General features: G+C 69.8%; 18 protein-coding genes and 1 pseudogene. 14 read left to right on the top strand and 5 right to left on the bottom strand.

Annotated elements, in window-relative coordinates:
• Positions 1–96: 96 nt before the first annotated feature.
• Positions 97–504, top strand: coding sequence for a YchJ family protein (locus tag H609_RS0112595; protein ID WP_369773674.1), 408 nt, complete (start codon positions 97–99; stop codon positions 502–504).
• The gene (locus tag H609_RS0112600) at positions 501–1,112 is read left to right on the top strand and encodes a DNA-J related domain-containing protein (RefSeq protein ID WP_028485083.1); all 612 of its coding nucleotides are present in this window, start codon (positions 501–503) and stop codon (positions 1,110–1,112) included. The genes H609_RS0112595 and H609_RS0112600 overlap by 4 nt, the downstream gene beginning before the upstream one ends.
• 18 nt (positions 1,113–1,130) lie before the next feature.
• On the opposite strand, the gene H609_RS0112605 is transcribed toward H609_RS0112600, so the two are convergent.
• The 3 genes from H609_RS0112605 to queG form a co-directional block, all read right to left on the bottom strand.
• Positions 1,131–1,922 carry a ferredoxin--NADP reductase gene (locus H609_RS0112605; protein ID WP_018876122.1) on the bottom strand — a complete coding sequence of 264 codons (792 nt, stop codon included), beginning with the start codon at positions 1,920–1,922 and terminating at the stop codon, positions 1,131–1,133.
• Positions 1,923–2,026: 104 nt separating this feature from the next.
• Entirely contained in the window at positions 2,027–4,459 is a 2,433-nt protein-coding gene (locus H609_RS0112610) for an EAL domain-containing protein (protein WP_028485084.1), read from the bottom strand.
• Between the two features lie 121 nt (positions 4,460–4,580).
• On the bottom strand, positions 4,581–5,711 hold the full coding sequence (gene queG / locus H609_RS0112615) for a tRNA epoxyqueuosine(34) reductase QueG (protein WP_028485085.1): 1,131 nt from the start codon (positions 5,709–5,711) through the stop codon (positions 4,581–4,583).
• A 56-nt stretch (positions 5,712–5,767) separates the two neighbouring features.
• Between queG and H609_RS0112620 the strand changes: the two genes are divergently transcribed.
• From H609_RS0112620 to H609_RS0112655, 8 genes are all read left to right on the top strand, one after another.
• A complete protein-coding gene (locus H609_RS0112620; RefSeq protein WP_028485086.1) occupies positions 5,768–7,255 on the top strand; it encodes a bifunctional ADP-dependent NAD(P)H-hydrate dehydratase/NAD(P)H-hydrate epimerase in 1,488 nt (495 codons plus the stop codon).
• A complete protein-coding gene (gene tsaE / locus H609_RS0112625) occupies positions 7,252–7,734 on the top strand; it encodes a tRNA (adenosine(37)-N6)-threonylcarbamoyltransferase complex ATPase subunit type 1 TsaE (RefSeq protein WP_018876126.1) in 483 nt (160 codons plus the stop codon). The genes H609_RS0112620 and tsaE overlap by 4 nt, the downstream gene beginning before the upstream one ends.
• 214 nt (positions 7,735–7,948) lie before the next feature.
• Positions 7,949–9,256, top strand: coding sequence for an N-acetylmuramoyl-L-alanine amidase (locus H609_RS0112630; protein ID WP_051074658.1), 1,308 nt, complete (start codon positions 7,949–7,951; stop codon positions 9,254–9,256).
• A gap of 115 nt (positions 9,257–9,371) precedes the next feature.
• Entirely contained in the window at positions 9,372–11,264 is a 1,893-nt protein-coding gene (gene mutL / locus H609_RS0112635; protein ID WP_028485088.1) for a DNA mismatch repair endonuclease MutL, read from the top strand.
• A complete protein-coding gene (gene miaA, locus H609_RS0112640) occupies positions 11,264–12,232 on the top strand; it encodes a tRNA (adenosine(37)-N6)-dimethylallyltransferase MiaA (protein ID WP_028485089.1) in 969 nt (322 codons plus the stop codon). Before mutL ends, miaA begins: the two co-directional genes overlap by 1 nt.
• 127 nt (positions 12,233–12,359) lie before the next feature.
• Positions 12,360–12,614, top strand: coding sequence for an RNA chaperone Hfq (gene hfq, locus H609_RS0112645; RefSeq protein ID WP_018141991.1), 255 nt, complete (start codon positions 12,360–12,362; stop codon positions 12,612–12,614).
• A gap of 18 nt (positions 12,615–12,632) precedes the next feature.
• Positions 12,633–13,964, top strand: coding sequence for a ribosome rescue GTPase HflX (hflX, locus tag H609_RS0112650; protein WP_018878744.1), 1,332 nt, complete (start codon positions 12,633–12,635; stop codon positions 13,962–13,964).
• Between the two features lie 441 nt (positions 13,965–14,405).
• The gene (locus tag H609_RS0112655; protein WP_028485090.1) at positions 14,406–15,830 is read left to right on the top strand and encodes an MBL fold hydrolase; all 1,425 of its coding nucleotides are present in this window, start codon (positions 14,406–14,408) and stop codon (positions 15,828–15,830) included.
• A 91-nt stretch (positions 15,831–15,921) separates the two neighbouring features.
• On the opposite strand, the gene H609_RS0112660 is transcribed toward H609_RS0112655, so the two are convergent.
• Entirely contained in the window at positions 15,922–17,502 is a 1,581-nt protein-coding gene (locus H609_RS0112660) for a LysM peptidoglycan-binding domain-containing protein (protein ID WP_026280509.1), read from the bottom strand.
• On the opposite strand from H609_RS0112660, the gene H609_RS0112665 reads away from it, so the two are divergent.
• The 4 genes and pseudogenes from H609_RS0112665 (at position 17,501) to H609_RS14315 (ending at position 20,038) form a co-directional block, all read left to right on the top strand.
• A complete protein-coding gene (locus H609_RS0112665; RefSeq protein ID WP_028485091.1) occupies positions 17,501–18,262 on the top strand; it encodes a hypothetical protein in 762 nt (253 codons plus the stop codon). The two genes, H609_RS0112660 and H609_RS0112665, sit on opposite strands and share 2 nt — an antisense overlap.
• The gene (rnhA, locus tag H609_RS0112670; RefSeq protein WP_018867128.1) at positions 18,255–18,716 is read left to right on the top strand and encodes a ribonuclease HI; all 462 of its coding nucleotides are present in this window, start codon (positions 18,255–18,257) and stop codon (positions 18,714–18,716) included. The genes H609_RS0112665 and rnhA overlap by 8 nt, the downstream gene beginning before the upstream one ends.
• Positions 18,717–18,727: 11 nt before the next feature.
• Positions 18,728–19,438 carry a DNA polymerase III subunit epsilon gene (gene dnaQ, locus H609_RS0112675; RefSeq protein WP_028485092.1) on the top strand — a complete coding sequence of 237 codons (711 nt, stop codon included), beginning with the start codon at positions 18,728–18,730 and terminating at the stop codon, positions 19,436–19,438.
• 394 nt (positions 19,439–19,832) lie between these two features.
• Positions 19,833–20,038, top strand: a pseudogene (locus tag H609_RS14315) (hypothetical protein).
• 363 nt (positions 20,039–20,401) lie between these two features.
• Here H609_RS14315 and smpB read toward each other — a convergent pair.
• On the bottom strand, positions 20,402–20,881 hold the full coding sequence (smpB, locus tag H609_RS0112680) for an SsrA-binding protein SmpB (RefSeq protein ID WP_018879902.1): 480 nt from the start codon (positions 20,879–20,881) through the stop codon (positions 20,402–20,404).
• Between the last annotated feature and the right edge of the window lie 65 nt (positions 20,882–20,946).

Here is a 20,946-nt window from a genome sequence, read left to right on the forward strand (position 1 = left end):
CGTTTCCACAGGTGAAAGACCAGCCCCAATGTGAGGGTTCGACCCCGGGCGATGGCTCGGGCATGCTGGCGGGGACTTCGATGAGGGGGGTATCGCTTGGGCAAGGCCAGCCGCAGGAAGGGGGGTACATGCGCCTGTGGGTCCGGGCGGGACCGGCCGGCCTGCTGCGGGGCGTTTCTGGACGGTGCGGCCGCGGCCCCAACGGCGGAGGCGCTGATGCGTTCGCGCTATGCCGCCTTCGTGGAGGGGCGCGAGGACTATCTTCTGGCCACCTGGGCCCCGGAGACGCGACCGGAATCCCTGATGCTGGAGCCGGACCAGCGCTGGCTGGGGCTGACGATCCGCGCGACCGGGGCCGGGGGGCCGGAGGACCGGGAGGGCTGGGTCGAGTTCGTTGCCCGCTCGCGGGTGCGTGGCCAGGGGGTGCGCCTGCACGAACGCAGCCACTTTCGCCGCGAGGATGGGCGCTGGGTGTATGTCGACGGCGAGTTTCCGGGCGCATGATCGAGGCGGATGAGACGACCGGGGCGCCGGTGGCGGCGGCGCTGCTGGAACCGGTACTGGAGTGCCTGCGGGCGCGGCCATCCGGGTTGACCGAGCACGCCCTGATCGCGCAGTTGCGCGACGCGGGGGTGGCACCTTTTGCCGCCGCGCGGCTGCGCGAACCGTTGAGCCTGTTCCAGACTCACTTCCTGCTGTTTCACTGCCTGTACCGGCTGCGCGACGGGCTGCTGCCGCAAGGCGAGTGGGTGCGCATCCACTGTCTGGATATCGGGATCGAACCGGCGGAGGGCGGGTCACGACCGGGGGCGGCGGGCCTGCCGGCGCCACACGATCCGCTGCGTGCCTACTATCTGGACCTGACCCAGCTGGAGCGGATGGATGCGGCCGCGGTGGAGGCGCTTCTGGGCGAGTTCTGGGCCCGCATGGGGCGGGATGAGCGGCGCGACCAGGCGCTGGCGGTGCTGGAGCTGGCCGACCCCGTGGACGCCGACACGGTCCGCCATCAGTACCGCCGCATGGCGCAGCGCCACCACCCGGATCGCGGGGGCGACACGGCAACCCTGCAGCGGATAAACGAGGCGCGCTGGATCCTGCTGGCGGGGGCCTGAGCGCCGCCCGTCGCGGACTCAGTCGTCCGAGTCGGACATGGTGGTCACGAAGGCCTGCTCGACGGTGAAGGTCCCGACGCCCTTGTAGTTGGTCTGGGTCCAGCCGTGCTCGGTGAGCCATTCGCTCATCTCGCGGTTCATGGCCGGGTTGCCGCACAGCATCACGCGGTCCTGCTCCGGATCGGCCGGGGGCAGGTCGAGGATACGGCTCAGTTCGCCGGAGCGGAACATGTCGGCCCCGCGCTGGTTGTTGTCGTACGGCTGCTGCGCGATCGGGCAGGCGAAGTCGTGGTTTTCGCGGGTCACGGTGGGCACGTAGCGCAGGCGGTCGCTGATGCGCGACTCGATCTCCTGGCGGTAGGCCAGTTCTTCCACCGTGCGCACGCTGTGCACCAGCACCGCGTTCTCGAAGTGTTCGAACAGCTCCGGGCTGCGGATCAGCGAGATGAACGGGGCCAGACCGGTGCCGGTGGCCAGCATGTACAGGGTGCGGCCCGGCTGCACGTAGTCGAAGGTGAGCGAGCCGGTGACCTTGGTGTTGATCCAGATCGAGTCGCCCGGGCCGGCCTCGGCCAGGCGACTGGTCAGCGCGCCATCCGGCACATGGATGCTCAGGAACTCCAGTTCCTCGGCCTCGGGCTCGGAGACGATCGAGTAGGCACGCGGGATCAACTTGCCCTCGGGGCGCAGGCCCAGGGTCACGAACTGCCCGTTCTTGAACTCCAGCCCCTCCGGTCGCGTGGTGGTGAAGCTGAAGGTCTTGTCCGACCAGCGGTGCGTGGAGGTAATGCGTTCTTCCGAGTACGGCATGGGTGCGTGGCTTTCCGTTTCTGGTTTGTCGATACGCTAGCAAGTCGCGGCCGCGGCCGCGAAAGCGCCGGCAAAAACCAAGGAAAACACTCAGAAATAAGGGGTCAGTGGCTGGCGTTGTCCGCGGGTTCCAGGTGCTGCTCCAGGGGCGTGGGTTGCGACAGGTAGAAGCCCTGCACGAAGTCCAGGCCGATCTCGCGCAGGCGTTCCATGGTGGCCTCGGACTCCACGCATTCGGCGATGGTGCGCAGGCCGAGGACGTGGCCGACACGGTGGATGGCCGTGACCATGGCCGAGTCCACCGCGTTGTGGGCGATGTCGCGCACGAAGCTGCCGTCGATCTTGATGAAGTCCACCGGCAGGTTTTTCAGGTAGCCGAAGGACGACAGCCCGCTGCCGAAGTCGTCCAGGGAGAAGCGGCAGCCCATGTAGCGCAGGGTGCGGATCAGGCTCTGGGCCCGCTCGTGGTGGCTGATCGCCGCGGTCTCGGTGATCTCGAAGATGATGCACTGTGGCGGGATCGCGTAGTGCTGCAGGCGCTCCGCGACGAACTCGAGCATGCTCTCCTGGGCCAGCGACTGGCCCGAGAGGTTGATCGCGACGGTCGGGTCGCAGCGGGGGCCGTCAGCGTGCGCCGCGCGATGCCGCGACAGCATCGCGAAGGCGCTGTCGATTACGTGGCGGTCGATGTCCGGCATCAGGTGATAGCGCTCGGCGGCGGGGATGAAGGTGCCCGGCGGGATCAACCGGTCCTCCTCGTCGCGCAGGCGCATCAGCACCTCGACATGGGCCAGGTCCGGATCGGTGGGCCCCAGCGGATGCACCGCCTGGCCGAACAACTCGAAGCGCCCTTCGTCCAGCGCCGCGCGGATGCGGCCAACCCATTCCATCTCCCCGCGCCGCCGGCGTAGGGCCTGGTCGGTGGGCTGCCAGACGTAGATCCGGTTGCGGCCATTCTCCTTGGCGGCATAGCAGGCGGAATCCGCCTGGCTGAGGACCTCGGGCAGGGTCTGTTCCGGGCCGCCGACCGGGACCAGGCCGATGCTGACCCCGACATCGAAGCGCCGGCCCTCCCACTGGAAGCGCAGGGCCTGGACGGTCTCCAGTATTCGCTGGGCGATCGCCTCCGCGCGCTCCAGCGGACAGTGACACAGCAGCAGGCCAAACTCGTCGCCGCCGAGGCGGGCCAGGGTGTCGTTCTCGCGGATCAGGTGCAGCAGGCGTTCGGACAGCTCGCGCAGGAGCTCGTCGCCGGCCTGGTGCCCGCAGGTGTCGTTGATGATCTTGAACTGGTCGAGGTCCATGTAGAACACCACGTGCGGGGTCTGGTCCCCCTGCAGGGTGCGCAGGGCCTCCTCCAGACGTCGCTCGAATTCGCGCCGGTTGCACAGGCCGGTCAGGTCGTCGTGGCTCGCCTGGTGATTGAGCTGCTGGGTCATCTGCCACAGTTCGGTGTGGTCGTGGAGCACGATCACGACGCCCTGGGAGGCCCGGTCCGGTCGCTGCAAGGGAGACGCCAGCATGCGCACCACGCGGATCGCGCCGTCGGCCCGGTGCAGGATGCGCTCGGGCGACTCCGTACTCGCGCCGAGCTTCAGGCACTGTTCCACCGGGTGGTGCACGCTCGCCCCGGTGCGGGTGTCCTCGAGATCCAGGAGTTCGTCCACGCGCTGGCCCTGGGCGGCGGTCGCGTCGACCCCCAGAAGGACCTGGGCCGCGGGATTGAGGTAGGTCAGGCGTCCGGCGGTATCGGTGGTGATGACGCCGTCGCTGATTGACTGCAGGGTGGTCAGCAGGCGGTCGCGCTCGGCCCCGGTAGCCGCCTCGGCGGCGCGCAGCGAGGTGATGTCCCAGGCGACGCCGAGTACGCCGTCGCTGTCTTTCAGCGGGATCCAGGAAACGCTCAGGTGGGTCCCGTTGACCGAGTCCTCGAACTGGAAGGCCTCGCCCGCCAGGGCCCGCTCGGCGGCCGCGAGGGTGTCGGGGTGATCGGCATAGACCTCGCGGAAGTCGCGACCGACGACCTCGCCGGGGCTCAGGCCCAGGGCGTGCAGGCCGGCCCCCTCCGAGAGGGTGAATCGGCCGTCGGCGTCCAGCGCGAACAGGATCAGCGGGGCATGCCGCACGGTGGCCCCGAGCTGGGTCTCGAGGCGCCGGAGGTTCTGTTCCGACTGACGTTCACGGGTGATGTCGCGGAAGGTCGTGAAGACCTCGATCTCGCCGTCGGTGCGGATCGCATTGATGTGGACCTCGGCCGGGAATTCGCTGCCGTCGCGCCGCCGGTAGTGGCTCTCGAAGTGGGCGGGAAGGCGGTTGTCCGGGTCCGAATGGGCGGCGTCCACATCGTCCTGGGTGGCCTGCAGGTCCAGGTCGGTGATGTGCACGCCGCCGGTCAGTTCGGCCCGGGTGTAGCCCAGCAGCTCGCAGGCGGCCTGGTTGCCCGCGACGATCCCGCCGCGCCGGTCCAGGACCAGATGGGCCTCGGGCGCCTGTTCGAAGATCCGCTGGTAGCGCGTGGTGTCCGGGTGGTCGGGCATGGCGAGGAACGGAGCCTTTCGTGGTGGGCGGGGCCCGGGGGGACGCTGCGTTTGGCCCCCGAGTGTCGCCGGTCGCGCCGATGCTGGCAACCTGCGCCGAGCGGACTACCGGAGTACTCGGCTACCGGGGTGCGCGGGTCAGCCGGGACAGGGTCTCCGGCGACGGGGGCACCGCGCCGCGGCGCGCGCGCAGCTGTTCCCGGGCCCAGGCCACGTGTTCGCGCACGAGTTCCGACGGGTGGTCCGCACGGGCGGCGAGGGCGGCCTCCGCCTCCGGGGTTGCCGGGCCGTTGCCCAGGGCCACCGCGAGATTGCGCAGCCACTGCGGATGGCCGATGCGGCGGATCGCCATGCCCTCGGTGCGGGCGAGAAAGGTCGCCTCGTCCCAAGCGAACAGCTCGACCAGGCTGGCGCTGTCGAGACCGTGGCGGGCGATGAAGTCGGGTTCCGCCGAGACCTCGGCAAAGCGGTTCCACGGACAGACCAGCTGGCAGTCGTCGCAGCCGTAGATGCGGTTGCCGATCAGCGGGCGCAGATCCTCGGGGATGGAACCCTTCAGCTCGATGGTCAGGTAGGAGATGCAGCGCCGGGCGTCCAGGTCATACGGGCCGCGGAAGGCCTGCGTGGGACAGACCTCCAGGCAGGCGGTGCACTGGCCGCAGTGCTCGCCCGCCGGCTCGTCCACCGGCAGCGGCAGGTCGGTGAACAGCTCCCCGAGAAAGAACCAGGAACCGCTCTCGCGCGCGAGCAGATTGGTGTTCTTGCCGATCCAGCCGAGCCCGGCCCGGGCGGCCAGGGCCTTCTCGAGGATCGGGGCACTGTCGGTGAAGGCGCGATAGCCAAACGGGCCCACCTCGGCCTCGATGCGGTGTGCGAGAGTGGTCAGGCGCTTGCGCAGCAGCTTGTGATAGTCGCGTCCCAGGGCGTAGCGGGAGATATATGCGCGGTCCTGCCCGGCCAGCTGGATGGCCGGACGCCGGCTGGCCGGCGGGAAGTAGTCCATGCGGACACTGATGATGCGCTGTACGCCCGGGACCAGGGCATCCGGGGCGTGGCGCAGGGCCGCCCGCTCGGCCATCCAGCCCATCTCGCCGTGCGAACCCTGCGCGAGCCATTTATCCAGGTGCCGGCGATCCTCCGCGGGGACCTCGGCGGGGGCGATGCGCACGGCCTGAAAGCCCAACTCGCCGCCCCACGTACGGATACGTTCGGCCAGTTCGGTGCATTGGCGTGGATCGAGGCGCTGAGGCACGATTTGGCTTCCGCGACGGAGGTAATGGCGTGAATCATGAACCCGACCCACAAGCATTGACCAGCGCACTGTTCGACAACGCGGGCATGCGCGCCCTGGATGCCGCCGGTTTGGCCCAGCCGGGGGTGGCGCCGGGCGAGCTGATGGAGCGGGCCGGCCAGGCCCTGCTGGACACCCTGCGCCGTCACTGGCCGCAGGCCCGTCGTATCGGCATTGTCTGCGGGCCCGGCAACAACGGGGGCGATGGCTACGTCCTGGCCCGGCTGGCGGCCGAGGCGGGGCTGCAGGTCCGGGTCCATGGCGGGCCGTCGCGGGCCCGCCCCGATTCCGATGGCCGCCGTGCCCACGCCCGCTGGCGTGATGGTGGGGGCGAAGTCCACACGCTGGAATCGTTCGACCCGGCGGCCGCGGAGGTCTGGGTGGACTGCCTGTTCGGGATCGGCCTGGAGCGCCCGCTGACGGATGCCTACGGCGAACTGATCGAGCGGCTGAACACGAACGGCGCCCCGATCCTGGCGGCCGATGCGCCCTCGGGCGTGGACATCGACAGCGGCCGGGTGCTGGGACGCGCGGTGCGGGCCGAGCGCACCCTCACCATGATCGCGGACAAGCTGGGGCTGCATACGGGCCCCGCGGTGGACGTGGTCGGCGCCGTGGAGGTCGCGCCGCTGGACCTGCCCCCTGCGATCTTCGACGGCGTGGCCCCGGTGGCGCGCCGTGTCGGCCCCTCGGACTGGTCCCGGGGGCTGCCACCCCGACGCCCGGGGGCGCACAAGGGGGATTGCGGGCATGTGCTGGTCGTGGGCGGCGCGCCGGGGTATTCCGGCGCGGCCCGGCTGACCGCGACCGCGGCATTGCGCGCCGGCGCCGGGCGAGTGACCCTGGCCACTCACCCGGAACACGCGGCCTGGGCCAATCTGGAGCGCCCCGAACTGATGGTGCAGGGCGTCCGCGATGCGGGCGAACTGCAGGCGCTGATGCGCCGGGTCGATGTGGTCGCCGTGGGTCCGGGGCTGGGGCTGGACGCCTGGGGCCGGGGCCTGTGGCTGGCCGTGGCCGATGCCGAGATGCCCCGGGTGGTGGATGCCGATGCCCTGAACCTCCTGGCCGAGGCGCCGCGTCGGGCCGCGGACTGGGTGCTGACGCCGCACCCGGGCGAGGCGGCCCGCCTGCAGGGGGCGGACCGCGCGGCGATCGAGGCCGATCGGCCGGGGCAGGTCCGGGCCCTGGCCGAACGCCTGGGCGGCGTGGTGCTGCTGAAAGGGGCCGGCACGCTGGTGGCGGCCGCGTCGGATGCCGGGCCGCTGGCCTGCGTGACCGGGGGGCATCCGGGCATGGCCACCGCCGGTAGCGGCGATGTCCTGACCGGTATCATCGCGGCGCTGCGGGCGCAGGGCGCGGATGCGCGCGGCGCGGCCGAGACCGGGGCGGCCTGGCACTGTGCCGCCGCCCGGGTGGCGCGCGATCGTCTGGGCGGGGCCCGCGGCATGCTGGCCGGGGACCTGGCCGATGCCCTGCCGGCCGCCGCCGGGGGTGGGCAATGAGCGCGGCATCCGACCCGCTGGTACTGCCGCACCTGGAGGCCACCGAGGCGGCCGGGGCGGCCCTGGCGGCGCTGGATCAACCGAACATCGTGTTTCTCGAGGGGGATCTTGGCGCGGGCAAGACCACCTGGGTACGCGGACTGCTGCACCGGCTGGGGCACGCGGGTGCTGTGCGCAGCCCTACCTACACCCTGGTGGAGCCGTACCGGCTGGCGGATCGCGAGGTCCTGCACTTCGATCTCTACCGCCTGGGCGACCCCGAGGAACTGGAATACCTGGGCGTGCGCGAGGCCTTCGGGGGCGAGGGCCTGTGGCTGGTCGAGTGGCCGGAACGCGGTGCCGGCTGGCTGCCGGCGCCGGATCTGGTCGTGCGTCTGGCGCACCGCGCGGCCGGGGAGGAAGGGCGCGAACTCCGCCTGGAGGGCCCGCTCGCCGAGGCCTATCGCCAGGCCCTGCGCGACCAGGGCGTTGCCTCGTAAACCGCCTGTTGAGAGATCGCACCCAGGGGGAGCGGGCTCCAGAGTTGGCCCTCCACGCGCAAAACGAGCGATATCTCGCTCATAAAGAACGAAAATCGCTATTGCTTTTCCAGAAAAAGCGTCCACAATGTAGTCAGAACCCCTGATTACAAAGGGAATCGCCGTGGGCCAACCAACATTGCCGGATCTGCGCCGCCGCCAGCTGCTGCGCGCCATGACTGCCCTGGGGCTGGTCGGGATGCCGTTGCCCGCCCTGGCCCGTACCGGCGTGCAGCGGGTCCGCATGTCGGTGGATGGCGACACCACGCGCCTGGTGTTCGACATGGATGGCGAGGCCGAGTACTCCATGTTCCGCCTGCAGTCCCCCGACCGCCTGGTGGTGGACCTCGAAAACGCGCGGGCGGTGGAGGATCTGGCGGTCAGCGACAACCCGCGCTCGGCGATCAAGGCGGTACGCCATGCCGCGCGCAACGGCTCCGACCTGCGCGTGGTCTTCGACCTGCGCAAGCCGGTGGAGCCGCGCAGCTTCGTGCTGATGCCGGCGCAGGGGGCCCCGCACCGCCTGGTGCTGGACCTGACGGCCGGGGATGCCCCCGCGGCCCCGCGTGCGGCCGAGAACAACGGGTCCTCCCGCCGCGGGCGCTCACAGGAGAACCTGCGCGATGTCGTGGTGGCGATCGACGCCGGCCATGGCGGGCACGACCCGGGCGCGATCGGCCCGGCCGGCACCCGTGAGAAGGATGTGGTGCTGCAGATCTCCAAGCGCCTGGCCGAGCGCGTGGACAACGAGCGCGGCATGCAGGCGGTGATGATCCGCAGCGGTGACTACTTCCTGCCCCTGCGCGAACGCATCGAGCGGGCGCGCAAGGCAGACGCGGACGTCTTCGTCTCCATCCACGCCGATGCCATCGCCAATCGCAGCGTGCAGGGTTCCTCGGTGTACATGCTGTCCGAGCGCGGGGCCTCCAGCGAGGCGGCGCGCTTCCTCGCCCAGCGCGAGAACCAGGCGGACCTGAGCCTGGGCGGCGTGCCGATCAACGGCAAGGACGATTCCCTGGCCAATGTCCTGCTGGACCTGGCCCAGAGCGGCAGCCTGGAGGCCAGCAACACCCTGGCCGAGCGGATGATTGCGGAGCTGCACCGCGTGGGCAAGGTGCGCAAGCCGGAAGTGGAACGCGCCAACTTCGCGGTGCTGCGCTCGCCGGATGTGCCGTCGATCCTGGTCGAGGCGGCATTCATCTCCAACCCCTCCGAGGAGCGCAAGCTGCGCAGCGCCAGCTTCCAGAACTCGCTGGCGGATGCCCTGCTGACCGGCCTGCGTTCGTACTTCTCCACCCATGCCCGCCCGGGCACCCTGATCGCCGACGGCCAGCCGGACCAGCACATCATCCGCCCGGGCGAGACCCTCTCCGGGATCGCGGATCGCTACAGCCTGTCGCTGGCGGATCTGCGATCGGCCAACAACGTGCGCGACGACCGCATCTACGCCGGGCAGATCCTGCAGATCCCGCGCGACTCGTAAGCCCCTCCCCGGGCAACCTGTCACGTCTTGCGGGTATCGGCCAGTCGCCGGCTAGGCACTCCGGCGCCGCCCCGGTTAGGCTAGGCACCCGGTTTTCTGTCCCCAGGTGTCGCCCGTGGCGATCGCAAAGCTCTCCGAACAACTGATCAACCAGATCGCGGCCGGCGAGGTGATCGAGCGCCCGGCCTCGGTGGTCAAGGAACTGCTCGAGAACGCCCTGGACGCCGGCGCGACGCGAGTGGACGTGCGCCTGGAGCAGGGTGGTGTCCGGCTGATCCAGATCAGCGACAACGGCAGCGGGGTCTATCGCGACGAGATGCCGCTGGCCCTGTCGCGCCACGCCACCAGCAAGATCGCCTGCATGGACGACCTCGAGGCCCTGCACACCCTGGGGTTCCGCGGCGAGGCCCTGCCGTCCATTGCCTCCGTATCCAGGCTCTCGCTGACCTCCATGGTCGACGGCGAGCGCAATGGCTGGCGCCTGACCGGGGACGGCTCCGACGTCTTTCGCGAGGCCGCACCGGCGGCGCACCCAGTGGGCACGACGGTGGAGGTCCGCGACCTGTTCTTCAACGTCCCGGCGCGGCGCAAATTCGTGCGCACCGAACGCACCGAATACAACCACTGCGAGAACGTGATCCGCACCCAGGCCGTCGCCTGCCCCGAGGTGGCCTTCACCCTGCGTCACAATGATCGCGTGACCCTGGACCTGCCGGCCACCGAAGACCCGGCCGAACGAGTACGCGCCCTGCTGGGCGATGCCTTCCTGGAGCACGCGACGCCGGTGGACGAGCAGCGCGCCGGGCTGGCGCTGTCCGGCTGGCTCGGCTCGCCGACCCAGTCGCGGGCCCAGCCCGACCAGCAGTTCTTCTTCGTCAACGGCCGTGCGATCCGCGATCGCGTGCTGGCCGCGGCCGTGCGCAAGGCCTATCAGGACGTGCTCTACCATGGGCGCCATCCGATGTTCGTACTGGACCTGGAGCTGGATCCGACCCAGGTGGACGTGAACGCGCACCCGACCAAGCAGGAGGTGCGCTTTCGCGAATCGCGCATGGTCCACGACTTCATCTTCCACAGCCTGCACAAGGCGCTGGCGGGCCTGCGCCCGGGGGACGCCGGGCATGCCGCCGCGGTGCCAGAGTCGCGGGGAGCGCCGGCCTTCGCAGGCCAGGAGGCGTCCCGCCCGGTACCGACGGACCGCCCGTTGTCCGGGCTCGGCGTGCCGGGCACCGGTGGCGGGTATGGCGGGTACGCGCCGCCCCGCGAAGCGCGACCGGAGCCGTCCGGGCGCGACCCGGGCTTCGGCGCGGCCTGGGCCGAGTTCCGCGGGGCGTCGGCGGTGGCCGAGGCCCGGCCAGCCGCCTACGAACAGCCGTCGGCCGCCGCGCCGTCGGCATCCGCGACGGACCCGGATGCCGACTCCATGCCGCCGCTCGGGTTCGCGCTGGGCCAGGTGGCCGAGACCTTCATCCTGGCCGAGAACGCCCGTGGCCTGATCGTGGTGGACATGCACGCGGCCCACGAGCGCATCACCTACGAGCGCCTCAAGCGCGAGTGGGAGGGGGCGCGGGTCACCTCGCAACCGCTGCTGGTACCGGAGACCCTGGAGGTCACCCCGGCCGAGGCGGAGCTGGCGGAGGAACGCGCCGACCTCCTGGCCGGGCTTGGCTTCGAGCTGGACCGGGCCGGCCCGGAGGCCCTGACCCTGCGCGCGGCGCCGGCCCTGCTGCGCGGACAGGACACCGCCCAGCTGGTGCGCGACGTGCTGGCCGACCTGGCCGCGGTGGGCTACAGCCATCGGGCCGAGGGCGCGATGAACGCGGTGCTGGGTACCATCGCCTGCCACGGTTCCGTGCGCTCGGGGCGGCGCCTGACCCTGCCCGAGATGAACCAGCTGCTGCGCGACATGGAGGCCACCGAGCGCTCCGGCCAGTGCAATCACGGTCGCCCGACCTGGGTGGAACTGGATCATCCGGCACTGGACCGGCTGTTCCTGAGAGGGCGCTGATGGCCGGACTGGAGGGGGGGCGGCCGCCAGTCGTGCTGCTGGCCGGCCCCACCGCGAGCGGCAAGACCGCGCTGTCGCTGGCGCTGGCCGAGGCCCTGGACGCGGAGATCGTCAGCGTGGATTCCGCGCTGGTCTACCGCGGCATGGATATCGGCACGGCGAAGCCCGATGCGGCCGAGCGGACCCGGGCTCCGCACCACTTGCTGGATATCCGCGACCCGGAGGACACCTACAACGCCTCCGATTTCGCCCGCGATGCCCGCGCCGCGATCGATGCGATCCATGCGCGCGGCCGGATCGCCCTGCTGGCGGGCGGGACGCTGCTCTACCTGCGCGCGTTGCTGGACGGCTTCGATGCGATCCCGCCGGTGCCGGAGATGGTGCGCACCTCGGTGCGAGCGCGTCTGGAACACGAGGGTGCCGCGGCCCTGCACGCCGAGCTGAAGGTCGTGGACCCGGCCGCCGCCGCGCGCATCCACCCGAACGATCCGCAACGCATCCTGCGCGCGCTGGAGGTCTACGCGGCGACCGGGTGTGCGCTGTCGAGCTTCCAGCAGGGGGCGGCGGCGCAGGTCCCGTCCGGCTGGGTTTCGCTGGCGCTGTGGCCGGAGGACCGGGAGCGCCTGCGGGCGCGGATCGCCCAGCGCTTCGACGCGATGCTGGAGGCGGGATTCGTCGACGAGCTGATGGCCCTGACCCGGCGGCCCGGACTGACCGCAGAGCACCCGTCGCAGCGGGCCGTGGGCTATCGCCAGGGCTGGCAGTGGCTGGCGGGGGAGTACGACTTTGCGACCTTTCGCGAACGCGCCGTCGCCGCGACCCGGCAACTGGCCAAGCGCCAGCTCACCGGCTTGCGGCGCTTTCCGCTGCATGCGCGGCTGAACGCGGAGCACGCGGATCTGTCGCAGGCTCTGGAGGCGATCGACGCGGCTCGTACTGCGCCGGCGACGGCGGTGACGTCCGGATAACGCCGGACCGGGCGTTGAACGGCGACCCGCAGCCGGTATGCTACGCTTCAGGTAAGCCGACCGGCGGGCCGGCAAAGAGTCGTTCGCACGGCTCGCGAACCAATAATAACGATCAAGGAACGCACCGATGGCCAAAGGGCAAATGTTGCAGGAACCCTTCCTGAATGCGCTGCGCCGGGACCGCATCCCGGTCTCCATCTACCTGGTGAACGGGATCAAGCTGCAGGGGCAGATCGAATCCTTCGACCAGTTCGTGGTGTTGCTGCGCAGTACGGTCTCGCAGATGGTGTACAAGCACGCCATCTCCACGATCGTCCCGGCCCGGCAGGTGAACATGAATCTCGAGGGCGAGGCGGCCGCCTCCGCGGAGGCCGAGTCCTGATGACGACGGGTCCCCGGCTTGTTTGAGCGTCCGGAGAGCGGCGGCGAGGCCGCCGTTGGCAACGCGGCCGTCCTGGTCGCGCTGAACATCGGGGACAACCCCGATATCGAGGCCCAGGTCCAGGAGTTCGACGAGCTCGTGCGTTCCGCCGGGGCCGAGATCCAGGCGGTGGTGCGGGGTTCCCGCGACCGGCCGCACCCGAAACTGTTTGTCGGGGCCGGCAAGGCCGACGAGATCCGCGAGGCGGTGGAGGCCACCGGCGCCGACGTGGTGATCTTCAACCACGCCCTGTCGCCCAGCCAGGAACGCAACCTCGAGGCCCACCTGAAGTGCCGGGTGCTGGACCGCTCGGGGCTGATCCTCGACATCTTCGCCCAGCGCGCCCGTTCCCACGAGGGCAAGCTCCAGGTGGAGCTGGCGCAGCTGCGCCACATGTCCACGCGCCTGGTGCGCGGCTGGACCCACCTGGAGCGGCAAAAGGGCGGGATCGGCCTGCGTGGCCCGGGGGAGACCCAGCTGGAGACTGACCGGCGTCTGCTGGCCGGGCGCATCAAGCATATCGAGCGGCGCCTGGAGAAAGTGGAGCGCACCCGTGAACAGGGCCGTCAGGCGCGCCTGCGCAACGAGATCCCCACGGTCTCGCTGGTGGGCTACACCAACGCCGGCAAGTCCACCCTGTTCAATCGCCTGACGCATTCCGACGTCTATCAGGCGGACCAGCTGTTCGCGACCCTGGACCCGACCCTGCGGCGCCTGGACCTGGCGCCGCACCAGTCACTGATCCTGGCCGACACCGTGGGCTTCGTGCGCGACCTGCCGCACGAGCTGGTCGCTGCCTTCAAGGCGACCCTGACCGAGACCCGCGAGGCGGCCCTGCTGCTGCACGTGATCGACGCCGCCGACCCGGAGCGCGATGCGCGCATCCGCCAGGTCGAGGAGGTCCTCGCGGAGATCGGTGCCGAGGATGTGCCCTGCTGGCGGGTCTACAACAAGATCGACCAGCTGGAGAACCCGGCCGAGGATCCGGACGAGCGCTTCGGCCTGGCGGATGACGCCTTCTGGCTGTCGGCCCGTACCGGCGAGGGCGTGGCGCGCCTGGAACAGCGCCTGGCCGAGACCTTTACCGAGTCCATGACCCAGGGCTGGTTCGAGTTGCCGGCCGCGGCCGGTCGGCTGCGTGCCCAGCTCTACGAGGAAAAGGCCGTGGAGGCCGAACAGACCACGCCGGACGGATCGATCCAGCTCCGCCTGCACCTGCCGCAACGCCGCTTCGAACAGCTCTTCCGCGCCGCGGGCCTGGACCCGGAGGCGACCCGCCTGGAACCTCGGGAATCCGATACCCCCGCGTAACCCAGTCGCGGCCCTCGGCACCGATCGCCATCGCCAAGCGCTTCCTCTTCTGTCGATCAGCAAGAGTCACCACGAAGCTCACGAAGGCACGAAGAAGGTCAAGGGCGATTGCACCACGGAGGGCACGGAGGACACAGAGAAGGGGCCATTCTGGTCAAGCCTGACTCAGGGGCTTCGCCGCTCACCCGAGCGGGGTTGAACACACCGGCTCCCATCTAATCGGCTGAAGATCTTTCGATTTTCTCCGTGAACTCCGTGTCCTCTGTGGTTAATACGCTTTTGACCTTGACCTCCTTCGTGCCTTCGTGAGCTTCGTGGTGGATACAGCCGGCGGATCGAGGGCGCTCCCGGTGTGCGGGGTCGCGTGGCCAGGAACTTTTGCGCTAATACCTGACCAAAATAGTCGGACATTCATGCAAAAGCCAACGCGAGGAGTTCCGCATGATATTTGAACGCTTTGTCGATCCCGGTCTGTCCCAGCATTCCTTCGTGGTCGGCTGCCAGGGCAGCGGCGAGATCGCCGTGATCGATCCGCAGCGCGACGTCGACGTGTACCTGGATTATGCCGAACGCAACGGCTATCGCATCACCCGCGTGATGGATACCCACATCCACGCCGATTTCGCCTCCGGCGCCCGCGAACTCGCGGACAAGACCGGCGCCCGTCTGCTGCTGTCCGGGCACGATGCGGGTGAGTATTTCCAGGTGCAGTTCCCGCACGAGGACCTGGTCGAGGGGGATGCGATCCAGCTCGGCAATGTGCGCATCGAGACCCGCCATGTACCGGGGCACACCCCGGAACACCTGATGTTCGTGGTCTATGACGGGGCCCGCTCCAGTAAGGATCCGATCGCCATCATCACCGGCGACTTCCTGTTCGTAGGCTCCCTGGGTCGGCCGGACCTGCTCGGCGAGGAGGCCAAGCAGGCGCTGGCGCGGCAGATGTTCCACAGCGTGCGCGAGAAGCTGGCGGATCTGCCTGACGGGGTCGAGGTGCATCCGGGCCACGGTGCGGGCTCGGCCTGTGGCGCCGGGATGGCCGGTCGGCCGGTCTCCACGCTCGGCTACGAGCGTCGGACCAACCCGTACCTGGACCCGTCGCTGGACGAGGACGCCTTTGTGCACCAGCTGTTGAACGGGCTGCCGCCGATCCCCGATTTCTATCCGCGCAACAAGCGGATCAACTCCGAGGGGCCGAAGGCGGTGATCCCGCTGCCTGGCATGACGGCCCTGGACCCGGACGCGGTTTCGCGTCGTGCCGCGGCCGGGGAGGTGACAGTGATCGACCTGCGCGATCCGCTGGCCTTTGGGGGCGGCCATATCCCCGGGGCCCTGGGCATCGGCATCGACGGCGGTTTCGCCAACTGGGCCGGCTGGGTCACGCCGGACGATACCCCGATCGTGCTGGTGGACCGGAACGGGGATCCCGCGGTGATCGAGCAGGCCGTGCGCCAGCTGGTACGCACCGGCCGTGACTATATCGAGGGCTTTGTCCGCGGCGGCATGGCGGCATACGCCAGTGCCGGGCTGCCCCTGGCCACGCTTGCCCAGCTGGATGCCCCGGCGGCGCAGACCGCGATCGCCGACGGGCGCCTGCGCCTGGTCGATGTTCGGGCCGTCTCCGAGTTCGAGGCCGGCCATGCGGAGGCCGCGGTCAATCAGCCGGTGGCCGATACCCGCACCGGCATCCCCGGGATCGACAAGGCCGAGCCGGTGGCGGTGGTCTGCGGCAGTGGCTACCGGTCCACCGTGGCGGGATCCATCCTCCAGCGCCTGGGTTACCACCAGGTGTACAACGTGGTGGGCGGTATGCAGGCCTGGAACCGAGTGGATGCCAGCGGCGAGGGCGATCGCCGGGCCGCCTGATCTCCGGTGTCGCGCGGGCGGCAGGCGCCGCCCGCTTTCTCACGTAAAAGCCCCGGGTCCTGCCCGGGGCTTTTACGTGGGGCGCCTTGTTTCAGGCGTCGCCCTGGGCCAGGGTCTCCCGGTCGGCGCTGGCCAGGTACAGGGTCAGGGTCTCGCCGGCGCGGATGCCGTCGCCGTTCAGCCCGTTCCAGCGGCGCAGGTCCCCGATGCTGACCTGGTGGCGACGGGCGATGGTCGACAGGGAATCGCCGGGGCGGACCTCGTATTCGACGCGCCGGCCATCGGGGCCACGCTCGGGATCGGCGCGCACGACCTTCAGGGTGTCGCCCGGGCGCAGGATCGCGTCTGGCTCCAGACCGTTGGCGGCGCGCAGCGCCCCGATGGACATGCCGGTGCGCTGGCTGATATGCCACAGGCTGTCACCCGGCTGGACCTCGTAATCCTCGGCGGGCTGGCCGTTGTCGCCGGCGACTTGTACCGGGGTGTCCTCGCCGGAGGCGCTGGCTGGCAGGCGCAGCGTCTGCCCGGCGCGGATCAGGTCGCCGTTCAGGTTGTTCATGTCGCGCAGCACCGCCACCCGGGTGCCGGTGCGTTCGGCAATCCGGCCCAGGTTGTCGCCCATGCGCACGGTGTACTCCCGGAACCGGATCAGAGGTTCGTCATCGCGTGTCTCCAGCGCGGTCTCGAGGACCGGAAGGGCCTCGCGCGGGACGAACAGGTGCTGCGCGCCGCCGGGATGGGTGGCGTGCCGGTGATAGCCCGGGTTGAGCTGCTTCAGGGTCTCGGTGTCCAGGTCGGCGAGTTCCGCGATCAGCGAGAAGTCCGCCTGGCGACCGGGTTCGATCATCTCCAGGGCCGGCTCGTTGGCAATGGGCGTGATGGCGATGTCGTGGCTGTCCGGGTCCAGGAACAGGTGGCGCAGGGCCAGCAGCCGCGGGATGTAGGCGGTGGGCTCGGCGGGCAGGTCCAGGCTCCAGTAGTCGGTGGGCTCGCCGCGTGCGGCGTTGCGGTCGATCGCGCGCTGGATGTTGCCCTGGCCGTAGTTGTAGGCGGCCAGCGCCAGGTACCAGTCGTCGAACCGGCGGTGCAGGGCCTGGAGGTAGTCCAGCGCGGCCAGCGTGGACTTGTAGACATCGCGGCGCCCGTCGTACCAGTGGTCGCGCGCGAGGTCGAAGTAGTCGCCGGTGGCCGGCATGAACTGCCAGATCCCGGCCGCGCGGCTGCGCGAGGTCGCCTGGGCGACGAAGCCGCTCTCGACGATCGGTAACAGCAGGAGCTCGGCAGGCATGTCGCGCGCCTCGATCTCCGACAGGATGAAGTAGGCGAAGGGCTCCGCCCGCCGAGTGCTGTGTTCGATGATCCGCGGGTGGTCGCGGTAGTGCTGGATGTAGCGCTCCACGCGTTCGTGGTCCAGCGCATCGTTGAAGCCGAAGCCTAGGCGCGCGCGCTCCCACAGGTCATCCGTCTCGGCGGCGCGCTGTGCGGCGTCGCGGCTCTGGCGTTCCATCGCGGCCTGCACATCCTCGGTGGTGCGCGGTTCCACGATGGGCTGATCCGCCGCCGAGGTATCCAGCGTGCGCTCGGAGTCGTGTAGGCTACAGGCAGAGGCGAAGAGTGCCGTCAGGCCCAGGGTCATGGCGGTGGTCAGCCGCGAGTGGAGGCGTAGTTTCATGGCGCTGGAGGATAAACCAGAGATGGGGGATCACCAAGACCCGTTCCTGAACTGGTTGGCGCACTGGTACGCCCAGCCCCAGGGGCGCAGGGTCCGCGAGCGCTTTCTGGAACGCATTCGTCGCTACGGTGACCCGGGCCCCGGCGACCTGGCCGTGGAGCTGGCCCCGGTGCCGATCCTGGAGGACAGCGACGCCCTGCAGGCGCCGCTGGTCCGCATTGCCTCGACGCATCCGGTGTTGCGCATGGACCCGGAGGCCTGGCCACTGGAGTCCGACTGCGCCCGGCGCATCGTGCTGGCCCATCCCTGCGCGCAGAGCGACCATCCGGAGGCGGTGGTGGCCGAGGCGGCCCGCGTGCTGGAACCCGAGGGGCGCGTGTTTCTGCTGGAGGGCAACCGCCTGCAGCACGTTGGGCGCAACGGCGTGCGCGCCTCACCGGTGCCCGAGGGACTGCGCCGGCGCCAGTATCGCGAGCTGCTGGAGGCGGCGGATCTGGAGGTCCTCGATCAGTGGAGCCTGAGCCTGCTCCCGCCGGGGCTGCCCGCCGCCTGGCAAAAGCGCCTGGCGACCATGGACGCCTGGACCCTGCGCGGCCTGCCACCGCTGGCCAGCATGATCCTGACCGTCGCCCACAAACGTGTGGACATGCCCCTGCGCCCGGCACAGCGGTTCCGCTTCGCGATGCCCAACCCCGCGATGCGGCCGGGGCTGGTATCCTCGCGCACCGATCATTCCGGAGCCCGCCGAACGCATGGCTGACGAACGTGTGTACATCTATACCGACGGGGCCTGCCGCGGCAATCCCGGTCCCGGCGGCTGGGGCGCGATCCTGCGCTTCGGCGGGCGCGAGCGCGAGCTCTACGGCGCCGAGGCGGAGACCACCAACAACCGCATGGAACTGACCGCCGCCATCCGCGCGCTGGAGGCCCTGAAACGCTCCTGCAAGGTGGAACTGGTCACGGATTCCAAGTATGTGAAGCAGGGCGTGACCGAGTGGCTGCCCGGGTGGAAACGGCGCAACTGGAAGTCCGCCAGCGGATCCCCGGTCAAGAACCGCGACCTGTGGGAGGCGCTGGACGCGCAGGCCCAGCGTCACGATATCGAGTGGTACTGGGTGCGCGGCCACAGCGGCCATCCGGAGAACGAACGTGCCGATGAACTGGCCAATGCGGGCATCGACGCCCTGCTGGCCGGTGAACCGATCGAGAACTGAGGGGTAACGCGATGCGCCAGATCGTGCTGGATACCGAGACCACGGGCCTGGAGCCTGCCGACGGCCACCGCATCATCGAGATCGGTTGTCTGGAGCTGGACAACCGCCGGCCCACCGGGCGCAAGCTCCACGAGTACCTGCAGCCGGACCGCGAGATCGACGCCGGCGCTGTCGAGGTCCACGGGATCACCAACGAATTCCTCGCCGACAAGCCACGCTTTGCTGACGTGGCCGGTGAGTTCGTCGATTTCATCCGTGGTGCGGAGCTGATCATCCACAACGCGCCGTTCGATGTCGGCTTCATCAACCATGAACTGCGTCTGCTGGGTGATGCGGCGCCGGCGGCCGAGGTGGCCGAGGTCTGCACCGTGCTGGATTCGCTGGTGATGGCGCGGCGCATGCACCCCGGGGCGCGCAACTCCCTGGATGCGTTGTGCAAGCGCTACGAGGTGGACGGTTCCGGGCGTACCCTGCACGGGGCGCTGCTGGATGCCGAGCTGCTGGCGGATGTCTATCTGGCGATGACCGGGGGGCAGGTGGCGCTGACGCTGGATGCCGGGGGTGACGGCGACGCCGCGGCCGGGCCCGTCCAGGCGCGGCGTTCGGGCAAGCCGCTTCCGGTGATCGAGCCGACGCCGGAGGAGCAGGCGGCGCACGAGGCGCTCCTGCAGACCCTCGACGAGGCAGCCGGCGGCACCTGCCGCTGGCGCGCCAACGCCTGATTCCGTCGTCCGGCGGCGGAGCTGCTCCGGCCTTCTGGTGCCTTCGCTCGGCCGCCTGCCTCGTGGTGGCTGGCCCTGGTTCGTCGTCTGGTGTTTACGGTGGCTCCGGTCCACATACTGCCGTGCGCTGACTCGCCAGCGCGCCCCGAGGGACTTCTTTGCTCGTGCAAAGAAGTCACCAAGAAACACGCCCGACTGCCGCGACCCCGGCCCGCTGTGCGGGCCGGGGCTTCCCTCGCTCCGAGGGTTTTCGCGGGCGGCGCTGAACTCGCTGCGCCTGCGGCTCCGCTCAGACATCCAGCGCCTCTCATCCCGCGAAAACCCTCTCCACTCGGCGCGACGACAACGGGGAGGCAGGTCCAAACAACGGCTATCCCAGCGATATAGCTAGTGGATGATGGCTAGGCTTTCGGGCATCTTGGGCACGCTCGGCCTTTGGCCGTTGCGTGCCGCGCCCGCTAGCGGGCGCCGGGGGCTTTCGGACGGCAATGCCCATTGCGGTGTCGTGGCGTTTGAATAGCTGCTGTTTTGACCTTCGCTCCCCGTATGGAGCCCCTTGCGGAAGGGTTCTCGGGCCGGAAGAAGGCGCTGGATGTCTGAGCGAAGCGCAGCGTAGCGAGTTCAGCGCCGCCGGCCCGAGAGCCCTGGAGCAAGGTTCCCGGGCGGAATCCGGGTGCCCTTCTTTGGGTCCTTTCTTGGGCAAGCAAGAAAGGACCTCGGGGCGCGCTGGCGAGTCAGCGCCAGGCAGTATGCGGACCGAAGGCACGTAAACACCGGATGTCGAAACAGGACCAGCCACCACAAGGCAGGGGCCGGACCGGAGGCACCGTAAACACCAGACGACGAACCAGGACCAGCCACCACGAGGCAGGCGGCCGGACGAAGGGACCGTAAACGGCGAGGGATGGGGCCGGGGCGACCGGCGCGAGCCGGAACGGGGACGGCGGGCGGGGTGCAGCGGCGTTAGTTGTGCTTCAAAATCCGCGCCCGCTCGCGCTCCCAGTCCTTGTCCTTCTTGGCGGCGCGCTTGTCGAATTCCTTCTTGCCCTTGGCCAGCCCGATCTCGAGCTTGGCGCGGCCACGCTTCCAGTACAGGGCCATCGGTACCAGGGTGTAGCCCTTGCGTTCCACCGCGCCGACCAGGCGGTTGATCTCGGAGCGGTGGAGCAGCAGCTTGCGCGTGCGGCTGGGGTCGGGGTTGATATGGGTGGAGGCGGTGGGCAGCGGGGTGACGTGGGCCCCGAACAGGAAGGCCTCGCCGTTGCGCAGCAGCACGTAGGCCTCGCTGAGCTGCGCGCGCCCGGCGCGCATGGACTTGACCTCCCAGCCCTCCAGCTCCAGCCCCGCCTCCAGGCGGTCCTCGATAAAGAAATCGTGGCGCGCCTTGCGGTTGAGCGCGATGGTGCTGGAGTTGTCGCCGCCTTGTTTCTTCTTCTTTCCCATAACCCGCGCAGTGTACTGCAGGCGGCGCGGCGAAGCAGTCGGCATGGGCCTGCATCCGTGGTGAA

The organism is Thioalkalivibrio sp. ALE17, assembly GCF_000425605.1.
Lineage (GTDB): Bacteria > Pseudomonadota > Gammaproteobacteria > Ectothiorhodospirales > Ectothiorhodospiraceae > Thioalkalivibrio.

Bases quoted from the DNA above. Each gene is read 5' to 3' on its own strand.
- H609_RS0112600 (WP_028485083.1), top strand. From the start codon at position 501: ATGATCGAGGCGGATGAGACGACCGGGGCGCCGGTGGCGGCGGCGCTG.
- H609_RS0112605 (WP_018876122.1), bottom strand. From the start codon at position 1,922: ATGCCGTACTCGGAAGAACGCATTACCTCCACGCACCGCTGGTCGGAC.
- H609_RS0112610 (WP_028485084.1), bottom strand. From the start codon at position 4,459: ATGCCCGACCACCCGGACACCACGCGCTACCAGCGGATCTTCGAACAG.
- tsaE (WP_018876126.1), top strand. From the start codon at position 7,252: ATGAGCGCGGCATCCGACCCGCTGGTACTGCCGCACCTGGAGGCCACC.
- H609_RS0112630 (WP_051074658.1), top strand. From the start codon at position 7,949: ATGACTGCCCTGGGGCTGGTCGGGATGCCGTTGCCCGCCCTGGCCCGT.
- miaA (WP_028485089.1), top strand. From the start codon at position 11,264: ATGGCCGGACTGGAGGGGGGGCGGCCGCCAGTCGTGCTGCTGGCCGGC.
- hfq (WP_018141991.1), top strand. From the start codon at position 12,360: ATGGCCAAAGGGCAAATGTTGCAGGAACCCTTCCTGAATGCGCTGCGC.
- H609_RS0112655 (WP_028485090.1), top strand. From the start codon at position 14,406: ATGATATTTGAACGCTTTGTCGATCCCGGTCTGTCCCAGCATTCCTTC.
- H609_RS0112665 (WP_028485091.1), top strand. From the start codon at position 17,501: ATGGCGCTGGAGGATAAACCAGAGATGGGGGATCACCAAGACCCGTTC.
- H609_RS0112660 (WP_026280509.1), bottom strand. From the start codon at position 17,502: ATGAAACTACGCCTCCACTCGCGGCTGACCACCGCCATGACCCTGGGC.
- rnhA (WP_018867128.1), top strand. From the start codon at position 18,255: ATGGCTGACGAACGTGTGTACATCTATACCGACGGGGCCTGCCGCGGC.
- dnaQ (WP_028485092.1), top strand. From the start codon at position 18,728: ATGCGCCAGATCGTGCTGGATACCGAGACCACGGGCCTGGAGCCTGCC.
- smpB (WP_018879902.1), bottom strand. From the start codon at position 20,881: ATGGGAAAGAAGAAGAAACAAGGCGGCGACAACTCCAGCACCATCGCG.